The sequence below is a fragment of the Shewanella sp. S23-S33 genome, from assembly GCF_043359565.1.
GTDB lineage: Bacteria > Pseudomonadota > Gammaproteobacteria > Enterobacterales > Shewanellaceae > Shewanella > Shewanella oncorhynchi.
Genome location: NZ_JBHFFD010000043.1, coordinates 1 through 17,461 on the forward strand (window position 1 = coordinate 1; position 17,461 = coordinate 17,461).

Below are 17,461 nucleotides of genomic sequence, written 5' to 3' on the forward strand. Positions count from 1 at the left end.
GCCGCCTGCATGAGATCCGTGAGTATATCGACACTCACACTGACATCATCAAGATCAAAACCCATGTGGTAATGAGTGAATGGATTAATAACCTCGGCGAGTAAATCGTGCCTCCCTAAAACAAGAAACGCCACCCTTAGGAATAAGGTGGCGAGGCCCGTTTGGAGGCAGGGCAAAATATTGAAGTGTAAAATATGGCATCCTTGCCCAGCGACCTCCCTGTTACACAACCAACCGCGGCTAGACTTAACCCTTGAGAGCTCAGCCAGCGCCGCAAGGGCCTCATCTACAATGTTTTCCTTTGACATTGTTTCCGCGATCCGTCGATTCCATTGATTATTATGATTTTTTCGTCATTAATTAACTGTACGCCTTAAGCGATCGTCATTTGTCCTGTATAGAGTATGAAGTTACGTAGCAGTAATACCCCGATCAAGCTCAAGCAAGCCGTCCCCGCCACGTAGGCCCATTTCCGTTTAGATGTCGCCGTCATAAACAGATTCATCGCCAATGGTCCAGACAAACCGAGTCCAATAATACCAAGCCAGAAAATCCATCCCCAGAAGCCATACCCTAAGGCATTAAAGGCGGCAATTTTACTCTGTCCACCTGTTAGCACTAAGCCCATAAAGAAGGTAAAAATCAGCACGATTTCGACTAAAATCAGTGGGATTTCAACCTTGTGGATAAAGTGCACCTCTTTGTCATTAGGTTTGCCATTCATCAACACGCCACCGAGTAAAGATGATGCCGCACCGGAAGACAAACCAGATGCCAAAAACAGCAGAGGTAACACAGGGTTTTTAAGCATGGGATAGCCTGGCAAGGCCGAGAGCAGGAAGCCTGTATACGCGCCCAATGCCAAGGATAGAATCACGAGCAATCCTGTAATTGTCGCTTCAAATCGAGCCAATAATGCGGTCAACTTAAGCACAATAGGAAAGCGTGTTTCACACCAAGCATCAACAGGTTTACGGAAGGTTAAACCAATCCACATAAACATGAATACTTGGTAAATCAGCAGAATAAGCACGCCCATCGACATGACAGATTTAGGGTTGTAGAACACCAAAATCTTCCAAAAATCGAGAGGTTTAGTTAAGTCTGCGACCAATATCCCTAACCCGGCCATCACAGCTACAGGCGCGACGATACAAGCGGCTCGCACAAAACCAGACTGATAGGCGTTTTGCTTCAAAACAAAATGTTTCAACAGTACGGCGAAGAACATGGCTCCCGCAGATACACCAGCTAAAAACAGGTAAATTGCAATCGGCCAATGCCACACTAAGGTATCAAAATGTAGGGCACTCATAGTATCACCTCCCCTGATTTTGCAACGATACGGAACAATTTAGGTCTCGTTCCAAGATCAACCTTAGTGCGCTGGGTTGGATTAGACCGCAGAACTTGAACAACCTCAGAAGTCGGATCTTTTAAATTACCGAACACGAGTGCCTTTGTTGGGCAAGCAGCAACACAGGCAGGTTGTTTACCTTGAGCTAGGTTAGTTTCTCGGCAGAAATCACACTTATCCGCCGCATGGGTGACAGGATTAATAAAACGGACTTGATAAGGACAAGCTGCAATACAGTATTGGCAACCTACGCATTTCCATGCATCGACAGAAACGATACCCGTTTCTTTATCAATAAATGCAGCTCCCGTTGGACATACATTTACACAGGGCGCGTCTTCACAATGCTGACAAGACTTGCGACTAAAGTGATAAAACTGATTAGGGTATTCGCCAAAGGGACCCGCTTGCTTAATTTGAAGCCTAGAAACACCTTCGGGTACATTATTCACCTCACGACAAGCCACCTCACACGCTTGGCAACCTATACACTTAGTTTCATCATGAATAAGTGCATATTTGACATCAGGTTCTGCTTTAACACTATCCGATGCATTCACTGTGGCGAGTAATGATGCACCTGTAGCGCCGGCAAATAAGGCACAGGTGCCTTTTAGAAATCTTCTTTTTGAATTTTCCATAACCTTACTCCTGCTTGCCAGTGTGGCAACTGCTACATAGCTCACTGCGAACCTTCGGCGTCATATCCGCCATTGGATCCGTTGGGCTATGTAATTTATGGCAGGCGGCACAAGGCACTTTTTGAGCATGTACGTTATGCGTCCAATCTGCTCCACTGAGTTTTTTCTTGGTATGACACTTCTGACACACTCTCAGCTGAACCGTCAGATCCGACGATTCTTCCATACCAAAGACCACCATATCATTCGGTTTCTTAGGGTGATCGCCCTTTTCTCCATGACAGGAAGAACAGCTCATTTTCATCGCATCTTGACCATGATGCCCTAACATTTGACCATTACGCTTGTGACACTTCATACAAGCATCACTGTTAATTTGATTGGCTGGCTCAGCACTCATTGCAGAAAAGCTTAAAAGCAACGCAGCAGCACCTAAGCGTAACGACCACAGCCATTGTCTTTTGGACATAGGAAGTCCTCACATTTATCCGTAGGAAGGTAAAGAAGGGGTCGAGTTCGGATAATTCCGAACCCGACGGTCAAGATCACACAGCCAAGGCTTGCTTAAGACTCTGAGTATCCCACTGTTTATGCTGGTTCATTTCAATGAAACTGATATTGAACTTGCTAAACAGTTTTTTCAGTGGTGAGTTCGTTTCTTTGCCAAAATCACTGATAACCATTTTCACTTCAGATGAATCATGGTCGATCAATACATAATCGAGTCGGCATTCATGATTTAATTCTGTATCATGTTTGTCCATCTCAAATACAGTGTCTAATGGCACGTTACAACAAACATCGTATTTACCTTCAACAACAGTTTTTAATGATTTAAAAAAATTGAAGCTTTGTTTATCAAACAATACTGGTTTAAGTTTCATCTCATGATGTGCGGCTTCATCAGGACCTGCTTTAAAAAACTTAATGCAAGTCATGACAAACATCACAAACACGAATGGTACTGCTACGAATAGTACGAAGTACATAAACGCATAGCTGAGAATGACTGAAGTATTCATACACGCCTCCAAAAACTAATTTATTTTTTGTTATCTCCTTTAAAGCAACTTTAGTATTATTTGAAAACACTTATCTTTTCTTGACGCATGTCACACTTGCAAATAACAACTTAAACATAAACAATGATTTACATGGCTCGTCACATTGCAAAATTATGTAAATCTTAAATACAAATATTGATACTTGATAATTCAGTATTTGTATTTTAAATATGTAAATATCTGTTTTTGAAATTTTAAATTTTATGAAAAACCATTTTAAATATTAAAAATAAAACAAAAAAACCTTTTATACACATAGATAAAATCTAGATCCAAAACTTGGGATTAGTTTCACATTAAAATTATTAATTAGCACCATAATTAGGCATTGATTTAAGTATTTGCTCAATATTAAGGAATATAAAAAATGCACATTAGTAACATGGATGGCCTCGATATTCTGAGTTTAAAAATACTTGTTTCATTATATGAGAACAAGTCAGCAACCTATGTATCGAAAGCGCTAGACATTCCAGCTCCTAAAATCAGCCGTAGCCTTAAAAATCTACGGGAAATTTTTGGTGATGAGTTATTTATTCGTCGTAAATATGGCTTATTCCCAAATGAGTTTGCTACTCATTTATATCCAATTGCAAAAGAAGCAATTGAGTGTACTGATAAGTTTCAAAAAGCCAGAATAGCAAACACTCGCCAAGTTAAGACACATGTCGAAATTGCAGCACCAGGGTTAATTGCCTACACCTTTCCTAAAGCCTTGATGCAGGCTATTAAAGAAGAGCAAAAACCCATGCACATTAATATAAACCCTTGGTCTATGCATACGACTCAAGACATTATTAATGGTGATACAACCCTAGGTATTTGTTGCAATAAAAGTGCTGCCGATGTTGCCGCCTTCGGCGATAAACTGCTAACGACAGAATTGCAACGTATGGACAAACTCTACCTGATTGCTAGCAGGCATCATCCTATTTTTAAACGGGAAATCACCCTAGAAACGATTGCGGAATACCCCTATGTCAATACGGATCTTGGTAATCCCAGCACCAAATTGAGTCCATACCAAGAGTTTTGCATAACGAATGGCATTAAACTCAATACTGAAATTACCATTACCAGTATTTCAAGTTTGTTTGAATATCTAGGCGAAAGTAATGCAGTCTCCCTATTGCCTTATCGGATAGTTTACGAAATGGTGAGCGATATTCCTGAACTGCATACGTGTCAACTATCGCAGTATGAAGCAGAACGTTTATATGCAGATACAGAAACCCCAACGATTTTCTTAGTGCAAAAAAATCAGCCTAATGCAATCAATGAGGACTTGAAATGGTTAAGCGGAGAGATTAAAAAAATCGTCGATCGTATTATCTAGCCAAGCAATAGCTCAACATATCCAAACAACAAACCACCGATACACGAGGTGACAGGCATCCTCTGCCTTAGCTTAGGCTCCACCTCAGCCCCCATGCGATCCACTCGAGAATTGTTAAACCAAGCATACATCTTGGAGCATAAACACGTTACACTAAGCCCATCTTTATCCTAATAGATTCAGCTATGCGGACCGAAAATACAGCCACTCTTAATCTTATTTGGGGCGCCCTTATTCTTGAGGAGTTAGCACGTCTTGGCGTGCAACATGTGTGTATGGCGCCGGGCTCGCGCTCAACACCGCTAACCCTCGCAGCCGCCCAGCAAACTAAACTCCAGCGTCACTTACATTTCGACGAACGTGGGCTCGGCTTTATGGCCTTAGGTCTAGCCAAAGCCAGCCGCGCACCGGTCGCCATCATTACGACCTCAGGCACAGCAGTCGCCAACTTGTACCCTGCCATTGTGGAGGCGTGGCTGACCCATGTACCTTTAATCGTCTTAAGTGGCGATCGTCCGCCCGAACTACTCGGCTGCGGTGCCAATCAAGCCATAGTCCAACCGGGAATTTTTGCGAATTACGCCACTCAAGTGAATTTGCCAACACCGGATACACATATCGCACCGCAGGCGTTGCTTACCACAGTGGATGAAGCGGTGGCGAATCAAACTCGCCCAGTGCACATCAACTGCATGTACCGTGAGCCCTTGTATCCGAGTGAACTCGGTGGCGCGATTCTCGATGCCGAATCACCCTACCTCAAACCATTGCAAACTTGGCTACAGCTCGCACGCCCGTATACCCAATACGGTAAGAGCAAACAGGTGAGCAGCCCAAGTGATGATGCCATTATGCGGTTCGTCCACGGTAAAGGGGTGATCGTTGTCGGTACTCTCACGCCTGAACAAGATCCACAGCAACTAATTGCCCTATCGCAAAAAATCGGCTGGCCATTACTTACCGATGCCCAGTCGCAACTGCGTCAGCATCCCGCGGCAATAGGTAATATTGATCAACTGCTGCAACATCCAAGGGCACGCAATCTATTGCAGGAAGCGGATCGTGTACTCGTATTCGGCGGCCGTTTATTATCAAAACGCTTGATAGGCTATCTCGCCGAGCAAAATTGGCACAGCTATTGGCAGGTTTTACCAGAACAAGACAGGCTTGACCCTAGCCACAATGCTAAACACATTTGGCACGCGAATGCACAGCAGTTTGCGGCCTTAAATTGGTATCGCTCATCCTCGGCAAACTGGGCGAATACCCTAATTACCTATAACGATGAATTGCATAACTTATTTGTGCGCAATATCGACCAAGGGGAATTTGGTGAAGCACAAGTTGTGCGCGCCATCGCCAATACTCGTCCGCTAGAACAGCAGCTTTTTATCGGCAACAGCCTGCCTGTACGCTTGTACGACATGTATGCCCCTGTCAGTTGTTGTACGGCAACCACTTATACTAATCGTGGCGCATCGGGTATTGACGGATTACTCGCCACCGCCTGCGGTATTGCGGCCCATGAAGGCAAACCCACGAGTTTAATCATCGGTGATTTATCACAACTGCACGATCTTAACTCGCTGGCCATCGCTAAAGGCTTAACCAGCCCGCTAGTGATCGTGATCCTCAATAACGATGGCGGTAACATCTTCAACTTATTGCCCGTTCCCAATGAACAAGTCCGTAGCGATTATTATCGACTCAGCCACGGTTTAGAATTTGGCTACGCCGCAGCTATGTTTAATTTGCCCTATAATCAAGTGGATAATTTAGCCGATTTTCAAGATAGCTATAATGAAGCGCTGGATTTTCAGGGGGCTTCGATCATTGAAGTCAATGTAAGTCAAACACAAGCCAGCGACCAAATCGCCGAGCTCAACTTGTGGGTGAAACAAAGCTAATGCCAACCATGGCCCGTTACGGCAACTCTTCACTACCGACCTTAGTGCTACTGCATGGATTTTTAGGCACTAAGACCGACTGGTTGCCGTTAATGCCAGCGCTAAGCCAGCACTTTCACTGTATTTGCTTAGATCTTCCGGGCCACGGGGATAACCAAAGGGAGTTGAAGCCAACCGAATTAGATGGATTTAACCAATGTGTTGAAGATGTGTTGGCACACCTGAATGGCCTTCATATTGGTCAATTCCATCTCTATGGTTATTCTCTAGGTGGCCGTATTGCTCTGCACCTTGCCAAAGCCTATCCAGAAAGACTTCTGAGCCTAAACCTCGAATCCTGCCATCCTGGACTTACAGACCCGCAAGAAAAACTTGCCAGAATCAAAAATGATACTCAGTGGGCCGAGCGTTTACTGCATCTGAATAGCAAAGACTTTTTAAGCTTGTGGTATCAGCAGCCCGTATTTGCCGATATGACGGCTACCAAACGAAAAACCTTAATAGAGCATCGTTCTGCAGCATTAGATCTGCATCCTAAACAGCGGCTTAAAGAGGTATTCATAGCCACCTCACTCGCACACCAAGCATCGATGTGGGATGTACCTTTGCAGCTTACCTGTGAGTGCCATTTCTTTGCGGGCAACCAAGATGCTAAGTTCCACGCCCTCGCCCAAGAGTGGCAATTACACGCGCCCATCCTCGTCCATAGTATTCACGGCGCCGGCCACAACATACACCAAGCCGCTCCCGAGGCATTAACCTCAAAAATAGTGAAGTTGCTAGGGTAATGACAGAATTAAAATGTAGGAAATATATGATATTAACTTCGCTTAACCTGTATCAATATCGACTACCGCTCGACGTATTATTGCCCGTCGGCAAGCAACGTATCGATCACAGAGCGGGATTAGTACTACAAGCCAGTGCTAATGTTGGTGGCGAGCATAGACAAGTCGAAGTTGAAATTGCCCCACTCTCTGGCATAGATGTCGATGAACAAGCCTTGATGGGGTTCAGCCGTGAAACACTCACTCAAGTGCAAACGGCTTTGACTGGATTATTACCCCAACTCTGCGGTCAGCATATTGATACATTGCTGGAATGCGCCGAGCAAAGCCCTTACCCTTCTTTGGCCTTTGGTTTAAGTCTGTTACATGCCAAGTTAATGGGCAAACTCGATGCCATCCGTCCACAAACGGCCACAGTCCCTTTGATTTATCATCCAACGGATGCCAGCAAAGACTTGCTCGATAGCAAAATTGCCGCCCTTGGCAGGAATGTTCGTTCGGTTAAAGTCAAAGTCGCGCAAACTTCAATCGAAGATGAACTAAGCCTGATTTATGGCATTTTACGTACCCGCCCCGATCTGAAATTGCGTTTGGATGCGAACCGAGGGTTTACACTTGAGCAAGCAATCGAATTTGCCGCTTGCTTACCCCTAGATACCATAGAGTACATTGAGGAACCTTGCCTGAATCCTCATGATAATCATGAATTTTATCAAGCAATTGGTATACCCTACGCCCTCGATGAATCGCTCAACGATCCAGAATACCAGTTTGTAATGCAAAATGGCCTGACTGCGCTTGTCATCAAACCTATGCTGCTCGGCAGTATCGAAAAGCTAGCTAATTTAATCGATACGGCGCAAAGCTATGGCGTACGTTGCATTATCAGTTCGAGTCTAGAGAGCAGTTTAGGCATTAATGATCTGGCTCATTTAGCCGCGATTCTCACTCCGGATGAAATCCCTGGGCTCGATACCCTCAGCGCCTTTAGCCAAGATTTAGTCGTGTCATCGGGCAAAAAATACTGCCTCACACTCGCGCAACTTGAGCCAATTGCACTGCACGCCATTGATTCAATGCAACAAAATAATGATACAGCTAAAAGTGAGGGAAACGAGTTTGTCTAATGCCAGCCTATCAAAACCGCTTGCACTGTCACCCGTGCACCAAGCTGCGCTTGCGTTTCCACAGCAGGCAGCCATCAAGTTGGCGGGGCAAGACATTAGCTACTCAGAGCTTAGCCAGCGCGTTATCGCACTGGCTCAGCAGCTAAGCGCTGCGGGGATCTCAAAGGGTGAACCGCTCGCCTGTATTGCTAGCAATAATCTCGAGATCATTTGTCTCTATTGGGCCGGCATCGATATAGGAGTAATCTTTTTTCCTATCTCGCCACGTTTTCCCCTCGCGCAGATCCAAGACTTAATTGATGAACATCAGATCCGCTATGTTTGGAGTGCTGAGGTTTGTGAACTACAGAATTGTCATCACTTGCGCTTAAATTTTAATAGCATTAGCAGTGACTTGGTCCAACCTGTCGACTTTACTCGTCCAGCTAATGTGATTTTAACTTCAGGCTCTAGTGGCTTTCCCAAAGCGGCGGTGCATTGCTTAGCGAATCATATTGCCAATGCCGAAGGTGCCCGCAGCTTAATCCCACTCGAACAAGGTGATGCCTGGCTACTCTCCTTGCCCTTATTCCATATTGGCGGTCTTGCGATATTAAACCGCTGTGCCTTAGTCGGTGCCAGTGTTGTCATACCAGATCAAGCGCTTAGCCTTGGTCAGCAGATTGACCAAGAACAGTTGACTCACATATCTCTCGTTCCCACACAACTGAGCAAGTTACTCGCCGATACGAGCAGCAAGCTTAAAAGTATCAAAGCCTTATTACTTGGTGGCGGCGCAGTCTCAATCGACTTACTCCAACAACTTAAGCAACGCAATATCGCCAGTTACACCAGTTACGGCATGACGGAAATGGGCTCGCAGATCACCACAGGTCACGCTTTAAGCGACGGTAGCAGTGGCAAACTACTCCCCAAACGTGAGCTCAAAATCGAAGACGGTGTAATTTTGGTGCGCGGCGAATGCCTGTTTATGGGCTATCTCACCGCGGATGGAATACAAAAGTGCGTTGAACAAGACGGCTGGTTTTACACCAAAGACAAGGGCGAATGGGACGAAAATGGTAATCTGCACATTCTTGGCCGCGTCGATAATATGTTTATCTGCGGCGGCGAAAACATCCAGCCAGAAGAAATCGAAGCCGCGCTTAAACAACACCCACAAATAGACGATGCAATCGTTTTCGCCATACCAGATGTACAATTTGGCAATCTCCCTGCCGCCATCATTCGCGGCAGTTTAACCCACCACCCAGAGTCGATTGCAAATACGCTTGAACTATTCCTTGCCAACAAAATCGCCCGATTCAAACGTCCAAGACAATATTATTCATGGCCAGAAAATAATGAACAAATAGGACTGAAAGTGAACCGAAAATCCTTGATCAGTGAGCTAACAAAAACAAGTTAGTCCACTAAAACTCAAGGCTAAGCTCCTGTAATTCTTTAAGCTGTAAACTCGCAGGGAAAAAACGTTGGATAAATGTTTGCTCATCAATAGGACGAGAAAAACAAAAGCCCTGTCCAATCGTACAGCCAAGCTGTTGCAGCAATACTAATTGGGAATTTGTTTCAATACCTTCTATCACTAACTCCATATTAAGTGCTTGTGATAACGCTATCACGCTGGAAATTGCGGCTTGGCACCTAGGCTCAACACTAAGTTCACGCACAAAACAACCATCTAATTTAATTTGTGAGAAAGGTAATTCGCATAAACGTGCCAATGAAGAATGTGCAGCACCAAAATCATCAATCGCCAATTCAAATCCTAGCATTCGCAAACGGATTAAATTCTCCATATTCACTGCTGGCGCAGCCAACAAACCCGTCTCAGTAATTTCGAGGGTAATGCACTGAGGAATAATGTTAAATTTCTTTACCATATCGACAATCTGATACACTAATTTAGTCGAATTAAGTTGAGAGATATCGAGATTATAGGCGAGAGAAATTAGGCTTTCATGTTGTTGTAAACGCTGTTGTAAAGCGCAGCCTTGCTCGAATAACTGTAAGAATAAATCGTCAAGTAAGCCATGTGAAATTAACCGGTCAATGAAAGTACTGGGATTTAACAATCCAAAATCAGGATGATGCCAGCGTGCGAGCATTTCTGCCCCTTTCAAGTTAAAGCCTGCAACATCAAACTTGGGCTGATAAAAACCCACGAACTGCCTTTGCTTCAATGCTTGTTCAAAATCCTCAAATACAAAATTTTCGGGGCACCTAGCAGCGATAAAACCCGAAGAAATTTGACTCCTTTGAATGCGACTGTTGGTAAATCTATCTAACATACGCTGCAGATTATCCACTGATGGGCACTTACTTAAATCTCCAAGATATTCAAAATTAAGCATTTTAATCATCTGCGATACAGACCGCCTGAGTTCCTTATCAATACAACTAAATAATGCAACTGAAGCTATATCGTATTTTGCTTTTGCTTTGCGCAAAAACGATAGACCATCAATACCTGCCATCATAAGATCGCATATCACTATGTCCGCACTATGATGCTCATCGAGCCAAACAAGCGCATCTTGTGCTGCCCCAAAAGCAAACACCTCAACGTTGGTAAGAGATGCAAGATTATGCTCAAGTACTGCACGTTGAAAGGGGTGGTCTTCTAAGACAATCACTCTAACCTTACCCATTGAATACCCTTTAAAATTAAAATACTAATAGACAAATGCCTGTTACGCCCTTGTCGCAAAAAAGCTGCAACGCCGAGATATAGATAGTCAGCTATAATTTAAATCGCTAGAAGATCAAACTCGAGATACAAATATACACAGGTGTTTATGAATTAAAAATAATGAGAATGCCTATGATTAAATTTATCTGCCTTCCAATATTTTACGACGATTATTTAAAAGAAATTGCTGAAAAAGATGTAGGAAAAATCTTAATCACGTAGTTTTATTTCACTCTAGTGGCTTACAAAGGATAAAATCTATACTCAATAGTTACGGAGTTGCATGAATGAAAAGAAAAATATTAATTGTAGATGATCATCCGGTTGTTGTTTTAGCACTAAAAATCATTTTAGAACAAAATGGCTTTGAAGTGATGGCAGAAACCAATAATGGTGTAGATGCATTAAAACTCATTAAAGAACTCTCACCCGATGCAGTGATACTCGATATCGGCATACCATTATTAGATGGGTTAGAAGTGATAATAAGATCAAGAAAACTCGTAAAGAGCCCTCCAATTTTAGTATTGACGGCACAACCATCTGATCACTTTGTTTCCCGTTGTATTCAAGCCGGAGCCTCAGGTTTTGTCTCTAAACAAAAGGACATGAATGAAGTCACTGGCGCACTTAGAGCAATTCTCAGTGGCCACTCCTATTTTCCGATTATAAGCAGTAAAAACATGATTGCTAAATCGAGCCAAGACGAGACTGAACTCGTAAAAAAGCTTTCAACTCGCGAAATGGTAGTATTACAACAGTTAGCAGTAGGGCTATCTAATAAAGAAATAGCTGAGCGTATGCTGCTAAGTAACAAAACCATAAGCACATATAAAACAAGAATACTTGAAAAATTAAATGCAAAGAACTTAGTGGACATTGTTGATATTGCAAAAAGGCATAATTTAATATGAAATTTACCCTCTATATCTTTGCAATTATTTTTTTTCTAACAATTTATACTCGCAAGAATTTTCATATTATTATCGGGCAGATTACCCAAAAGAAAAAACCCCAAAGATAACGTTAACACCAGAAGAACAAAAAATAATAAATAATCACAAAGTATTAAATGTCGGGATATCTTCACCAGACTACCCACCTTTTGATATGACAGTTAATGGTGAAAAACTGCTGTACAAAGGAATTAGTGCAGACTACATATTTATGATTGCTAGGATGTTAAATATAGATGTAAAAATTAAGCGTTATATGTCACGAGAAAAAGTGATAACCGCAGTACTCAATGGAGAAGTAGATCTAATCACTACTGCGAATAACTTTGAAAAAATGCATGGAATGATACTTAGTCAGGCATATTCAATTGATAAACCATCTGTATTTAAAAACACAAAAACTGACACTAATGAAAAAATTAAGTCAATGTCTATGGCTTATGAATACCTACCCGACGAAGCAATAAAAAATATTTACCCTGATAGAAATTTAATAAAATTTTCATCAAGACAAGCGGCTGTAGCAGCAGTCCTAGGGCAAGTAGATGCCGTAATAGTCGACCACGTATCAGCTAACTATCTAATAAATAACAATTTTTCTGGCAAGCTAAAATTAGACACTCACTTAGCCATAAATTCATACGGCAATGCATTTGCAGCAAAGGAGCAAGATAAGGCTTTAATTGATATAATAGACAAAGCGATTAGTCATATTACGATTGAACAGAAGAAATTAATTAGAAAACGTTGGAGTGGCGGTGGAAGCACAATTCCATTTCCATCAGAACTTCCAACGTTCACAACAGATGAAATTAATTGGATTGAAAAAAACCAAAAAATAAAAGTAGCCATAAACAAATATGCAGCACCGTTAACATACCTTGATGATACAAATCATGTAGAAGGATTTGGCGTTGAGATTCTAGATTTAGTTCAAATGTATTCAGGGCTAAAGTTTGAATACATTATAAATAATAGATTCTCAGAACAAATAAGCTCAATACTTAACCACAAAGCTCATATGACAATATCCTCACTAAATGACGATATCACTAATATTATTTTCACTAAAGAGTTTTCAAATTCACCTTTTGTTTTTGTGACAAATAAAAATCAAAAAAAATCGATGATAATACAATCGTCATTCCTGATGGAATGTTTAGTGACACGATACTAAAAATTTTTCAAAATACAGAAATAACTATCACTGATAATTATCTAGAAGCTTTAAATGACATTGCGACTGGCGCAGTAAAAACGACTATCGCACCGCTAGCTTTAGCAGATTTCTATGTAAATAGTTATTTTAATGATACATTAGAAGTAAGTAAGATCATAGATGAATTGCCAAGAGCGTCTGTGGCATTCGGAATGGCGAGTTCAAATAAACTACTTAAGAGCATACTGAATAAAACATTGACTGTTATTCCTCCTGACGAGTTACAAATGGCAGAAAATCGTTGGCGTCGAAATGCATTACCCGCCCGTCAAAGCTGGAAGGACTATAAATACACTATTTACACTGCAGTGATTGCCTCAACACTCATTATATTAGTCTCTATTATTTGGTCTCTTTATACACGAACTCATTACCGCAAGCGCCTCTTAGCTAAAAAAGAACTTAATCAGCAACTACAATTCATGCAGTCCATCGTTGATGCAATCCCCCATCCCATCTATGTGAGAAATAAGCATCGTGAGCTTACCATGTGTAACGAGAGTTACCTTAACGTTTTCCAAGCGACAAGAGAAGACCTACTTTATACGACTACAGTTGAAAGTATTCACCGCACTAAAGAAGTATATGACGTTGATAATGAATACATTCAAGCCTTAAAGGATGGTATTCAAGTATTTAAGGATAGAGAACTTCATATATATGGAAAAAAATACAGTATCTACCATTGGTTTAAATCCTATGGTGACGAAACTGGAAATGTCGAGGGAATCATTGGCGGCTGGATAGATATCAGTGATCGAGTCAAGCTTATTGAAGAGTTAGAAAATGCTAAGGAAGCCGCAGACAGTGCAAGCCAAGCAAAGAGTACTTTCTTAGCGACCATGAGCCATGAAATCCGTACACCAATGAATGCCATCATAGGTATGTTAGAACTGGTACTAAAACGTACAAATTCACAACAGTTTGATTTAAATTCAATTAAAGTTGCCTATGATTCCGCTAATGATTTACTTGAACTTATTGGTGATATTTTAGATATTGCTCGTATTGAAGCTGGTCAGCTGTCTCTTTCACCTATTAGAACCAATCTTAGAACTATTGTAACTTCTATAGTAAGAGTCTTTGATGGATTAGCAAGGCAAAAAGGAATCACTTTACAGTTAGATTTCGATCCTGTTATTGCGAATGATGTACTCGTTGACCCTATGAGAATTAAGCAAATACTGTCAAATTTGATTGGCAACGCGATTAAATTTACAGATAGTGGTTCAGTAAGAGTAAAAATTCAATCCGATACTATATCAGGTAATCAACATACTATTCTATTTACGGTAATTGATACTGGAATAGGTATCTCAATAGATGATCAGCAGAGACTATTCACCCCCTTCAGTCAAGCAAAAGGCTCTAATAATACCCATAGGGGAACTGGACTTGGGCTAATGATATGCCGATCCCTGTGTGAAATGATGGATGGAAAATTGACTCTAGAAAGTGTCCCAAATCAGGGGACAAAAATAAGCTTGATGCTAACTTTATTACAATTGGAGGATGACACTTCGACTACGTCAATAGCAACTCAGACAGAGATGAGCACAATTACTCCTTTGGATATACTCATTGTAGATGATCATCCCGCGAATCGTTTATTGCTTGCACAACAATTAAACTATCTTGGTCATAAAGTTGAAGAGGCTAAAAATGGAGTTATAGCATTAGCCATGTTCGAGGATAAAGAATATCAGATGATCATTACAGATTGTAATATGCCAGAAATGGATGGTTATGAGCTATGTCGTAATATCCGAATTTTAGAAAGTAAACTATTACGAACCTCTACCATTATTGGTTACACTGCAAATGCCCAAAAAGAGGCTAAAGAGGCCTGCTTGAATGCAGGCATGAATGATTGTCTCTTTAAGCCAATTAGTCTCGCCGAACTTGATCGAATGATTAAGTGTTTTTCGCCAGACCAAAAAATAATAACCCATCCTCATTTCGAAGCTAAATCTGTTGAAAAACTAACAGGTAATAATGCCGAATTAATAAGTAAGATTCTTAATGAGTTACTCAAGAGTAATCAAATTGACTTTAATTCTATGTGCAGAGCAATTGAAGATAAAGATCTCAGTGCAGTAAAAGATCTTGCCCATAAAATAAAAGGTGCGGCAAGGATAATTGATGCTAATAGACTTGTATCTATATGTGAGAAATTAGAAGATCAAAATAATATTAAAAATATCGAGAAATACACTTCACAGTTAAGCATGGAAATATTTAATTTAGAAAATGAGATTATGGAATATATAACAAAATCAAAAACAAGAAATAACCACAGCGCTTTCATTTAAACAGAAGCGCTGTATGAACCTCAATAAAAATGTGAGCTGAACTTTTGAAAATTACCATCGTCATCAATGTATTCCGCATTAATAATGGCCAAATATTTATTTGAACTTCCTACATCTTTTATTAACGTTTTTTCAACGGAATAAGGGGATATCATGCCATTATAGATTGAACTTTCAACTCCATTAATATTTATGCTAATATTTTTGTAGGTCACAAAATACGGTGTATCATTTTCAATATTTATACTATCTCCTTCAAACGAAAATTTCTGATATTTTGCGATTTCATTAGGCTCGATTGCAAGCTTTTCAGGCCTAATAAACACTTTCATTTGCGTACGCATTGTTACAATCAGTAACTGCCCTTTTTTTATATCAATATTCGTTGATGGTGAAGGTGGAACTTCATATAAATTCAACCAATAGACCTGCTCTTGTTTTTCAGGGGCGTGCTTAGAAATATTAACAAGGCTGATATGTTTATGCTCCTTTGGAGAAAAATGTAATAAACCTGGATGTGGTAAAATCGGCGCATTAGCGATATCAGGACCAGAGTTAACATCGCCTTCATCTACCCATAATTGCATGACCACGGGATATTCATTAGTATTCATTAATGATAGCCCCTGCTCTCTTTGTGAGGCGGCAAATATTATCCGACTTCTATCGGCTACAACACCTGCAACTGCACTCTGAAGCATAATCGATAACAAAAAAAAACTATTGAACACGAATAAGCACTTCTGCTTTAGCATAAAATCTTCCTGTTGTAGGGATCATTCCTGGCAACTTACCAAACGTAACTTGATAGGAATCAGAATATTGAATACTGCCGTCGGCCTCACCGACCTTATTCCCAAATAAATGTCGCCAACCATCTTTTGATGCATTATATTGCGGTGCTAAATTAGTCCTACCTTCAAAGTTTAAAAATGGCTGTTCAATGCCATCGCTACGAACTAGCTTTACACCAACACCTTTTGCTATATCATTACTTCCATAGTTATCACTCAGTAAATATTTCGCGGCATCCAAATCCATAAAACCAAAAGATTTTGCTACTTGATAATTACTAGTGCCTATTTTAAAAGCAACTGCGATACCATTCACCGCGGGGCCCGCATTAATATTTGCAGTTTTTTCACAACGATAATTAATATTAATAGTTGACTCACGGGTAATCCCCTTATGTAACTCATCCATAGTGAGGGGCGCAAAATACACATAAGGAGTGACACGAGTGACAGCACAACCACCGGTTCTTCTGGTATAAAGCTGATTATATAAACTAATGTTTCCAGGCCAATTTTTATAATAACCAGGTCTATGTGTAATATGATATACTCCCTCATCAGGGTAATCTAATCCTGGTCCGCCAAATGCGATATATGCTGATGGCTGATTAAAGCTGTAGGGTTTTAAATGAGACTCAACCTTTCCCCTTTTAGTTCCAATACGAAATAATTCAACGGTTATATCTGTGAAATTTTTTGCTTTAACGAGTATTCGATTCTTTTCATCACGGTCCAATCCCTGCAGAGCACGATATTGCCATGGTCCAGCAAAATATTGTCCAGTCGAGTTATTTTTCACTCTAATCGCCATATTTTGTACATAGGTTGCATACCCCTTTGTAACTCCGAATGCAGCGCCATCTTCATTGTATCCACCATATTGCTCCCCTCCATTTACTGAATAAATTTCGTAAAGCTTGCCATCGTCGGTGGCATCACAACGAAAAAGTACCTGTTCAGGATCATAACCCTTTTCCTGTCCATAGGTAGTGAAGGGGACTGTACTTGACTGCAGCAAGGTACCATTCGGTTGAAAGCTTTCATCGGTAATATTGACTACAGATAGGTTAAGCATTCCTCTGTTAGTCAATGAGGCCCCCTCCCACACTGCAGTTTTACCATACAAGGGATTAACATAAGCGGGATCCCAATCAACCCCTGATGATGTCGATATCCTCTGGCATTTAGCAAACACTGGCTGGCTAATTATAGTTATCAAGCAAAGATATAAAACAACCCACCAATTGAATATTGAATTTCTCATATTT

At 41.1% G+C, this 17,461-nt stretch carries 15 protein-coding genes and 1 pseudogene; 9 read left to right on the plus strand and 7 right to left on the minus strand.

The window, feature by feature from the left end; all coding sequences use genetic code 11:
* A pseudogene (locus ACHA99_RS10780) lies at window positions 1-104 on the plus strand (AsnC family transcriptional regulator); the annotation flags it as partial.
* 269 nt (window positions 105-373) lie between these two features.
* On the opposite strand, the gene nrfD reads toward ACHA99_RS10780, so the two are convergent.
* From nrfD to ACHA99_RS10800, 4 genes are all read right to left on the minus strand, one after another.
* On the minus strand, window positions 374-1,315 hold the full coding sequence (gene nrfD, locus ACHA99_RS10785) for a cytochrome c nitrite reductase subunit NrfD (protein ID WP_105250593.1): 942 nt from the start codon (window positions 1,313-1,315) through the stop codon (window positions 374-376).
* A complete protein-coding gene (locus ACHA99_RS10790; protein WP_105250594.1) occupies window positions 1,312-1,998 on the minus strand; it encodes a 4Fe-4S dicluster domain-containing protein in 687 nt (228 codons plus the stop codon). The genes nrfD and ACHA99_RS10790 overlap by 4 nt, the downstream gene beginning before the upstream one ends.
* 4 nt (window positions 1,999-2,002) lie before the next feature.
* A complete protein-coding gene (locus ACHA99_RS10795) occupies window positions 2,003-2,467 on the minus strand; it encodes a cytochrome c3 family protein (RefSeq protein ID WP_105250595.1) in 465 nt (154 codons plus the stop codon).
* Between the two features lie 76 nt (window positions 2,468-2,543).
* The gene (locus tag ACHA99_RS10800) at window positions 2,544-3,020 is read right to left on the minus strand and encodes a DUF2726 domain-containing protein (protein ID WP_105250596.1); all 477 of its coding nucleotides are present in this window, start codon (window positions 3,018-3,020) and stop codon (window positions 2,544-2,546) included.
* A 409-nt stretch (window positions 3,021-3,429) separates the two neighbouring features.
* Here ACHA99_RS10800 and ACHA99_RS10805 point away from each other — a divergent pair, with 409 nt between their 5' ends.
* From ACHA99_RS10805 to menE, 5 genes are all read left to right on the plus strand, one after another.
* Window positions 3,430-4,398: a LysR family transcriptional regulator gene (locus ACHA99_RS10805; RefSeq protein ID WP_105250597.1), complete on the plus strand. Its 969-nt coding sequence runs from the start codon at window positions 3,430-3,432 to the stop codon at window positions 4,396-4,398.
* A 185-nt stretch (window positions 4,399-4,583) separates the two neighbouring features.
* Entirely contained in the window at window positions 4,584-6,305 is a 1,722-nt protein-coding gene (menD, locus tag ACHA99_RS10810) for a 2-succinyl-5-enolpyruvyl-6-hydroxy-3-cyclohexene-1-carboxylic-acid synthase (protein ID WP_105250598.1), read from the plus strand.
* On the plus strand, window positions 6,305-7,093 hold the full coding sequence (gene menH / locus ACHA99_RS10815) for a 2-succinyl-6-hydroxy-2,4-cyclohexadiene-1-carboxylate synthase (protein ID WP_198572380.1): 789 nt from the start codon (window positions 6,305-6,307) through the stop codon (window positions 7,091-7,093). Before menD ends, menH begins: the two co-directional genes overlap by 1 nt.
* A gap of 26 nt (window positions 7,094-7,119) precedes the next feature.
* Window positions 7,120-8,220 (plus strand): o-succinylbenzoate synthase, encoded by a 1,101-nt coding sequence (gene menC, locus ACHA99_RS10820; protein ID WP_393942665.1) that lies wholly within the window; start codon window positions 7,120-7,122, stop codon window positions 8,218-8,220.
* On the plus strand, window positions 8,183-9,628 hold the full coding sequence (gene menE / locus ACHA99_RS10825; protein WP_393942667.1) for an o-succinylbenzoate--CoA ligase: 1,446 nt from the start codon (window positions 8,183-8,185) through the stop codon (window positions 9,626-9,628). The genes menC and menE overlap by 38 nt, the downstream gene beginning before the upstream one ends.
* 4 nt (window positions 9,629-9,632) lie before the next feature.
* Here menE and ACHA99_RS10830 read toward each other — a convergent pair whose 3' ends face one another.
* A complete protein-coding gene (locus ACHA99_RS10830; RefSeq protein ID WP_393942669.1) occupies window positions 9,633-10,871 on the minus strand; it encodes an EAL domain-containing protein in 1,239 nt (412 codons plus the stop codon).
* Window positions 10,872-11,199: 328 nt separating this feature from the next.
* Between ACHA99_RS10830 and ACHA99_RS10835 the strand changes: the two genes are divergently transcribed.
* The 3 genes from ACHA99_RS10835 (at window position 11,200) to ACHA99_RS10845 (ending at window position 15,399) form a co-directional block, all read left to right on the plus strand.
* Window positions 11,200-11,826 (plus strand): response regulator, encoded by a 627-nt coding sequence (locus ACHA99_RS10835; protein ID WP_393942671.1) that lies wholly within the window; start codon window positions 11,200-11,202, stop codon window positions 11,824-11,826.
* A 196-nt stretch (window positions 11,827-12,022) separates the two neighbouring features.
* Window positions 12,023-13,045 carry a transporter substrate-binding domain-containing protein gene (locus ACHA99_RS10840; RefSeq protein ID WP_393942673.1) on the plus strand — a complete coding sequence of 341 codons (1,023 nt, stop codon included), beginning with the start codon at window positions 12,023-12,025 and terminating at the stop codon, window positions 13,043-13,045.
* Complete coding sequence (locus ACHA99_RS10845; protein WP_393942675.1) at window positions 13,024-15,399, plus strand: ATP-binding protein; 2,376 nt, start codon at window positions 13,024-13,026, stop codon at window positions 15,397-15,399. Before ACHA99_RS10840 ends, ACHA99_RS10845 begins: the two co-directional genes overlap by 22 nt.
* Window positions 15,400-15,419: 20 nt before the next feature.
* On the opposite strand, the gene ACHA99_RS10850 is transcribed toward ACHA99_RS10845, so the two are convergent.
* Both ACHA99_RS10850 and ACHA99_RS10855 read right to left on the minus strand, forming a co-directional pair.
* Complete coding sequence (locus ACHA99_RS10850; protein WP_393942677.1) at window positions 15,420-16,154, minus strand: molecular chaperone; 735 nt, start codon at window positions 16,152-16,154, stop codon at window positions 15,420-15,422.
* Complete coding sequence (locus ACHA99_RS10855; RefSeq protein ID WP_393942679.1) at window positions 16,120-17,457, minus strand: fimbrial protein; 1,338 nt, start codon at window positions 17,455-17,457, stop codon at window positions 16,120-16,122. The genes ACHA99_RS10850 and ACHA99_RS10855 overlap by 35 nt, the downstream gene beginning before the upstream one ends.
* Window positions 17,458-17,461: the final 4 nt, after the last annotated feature.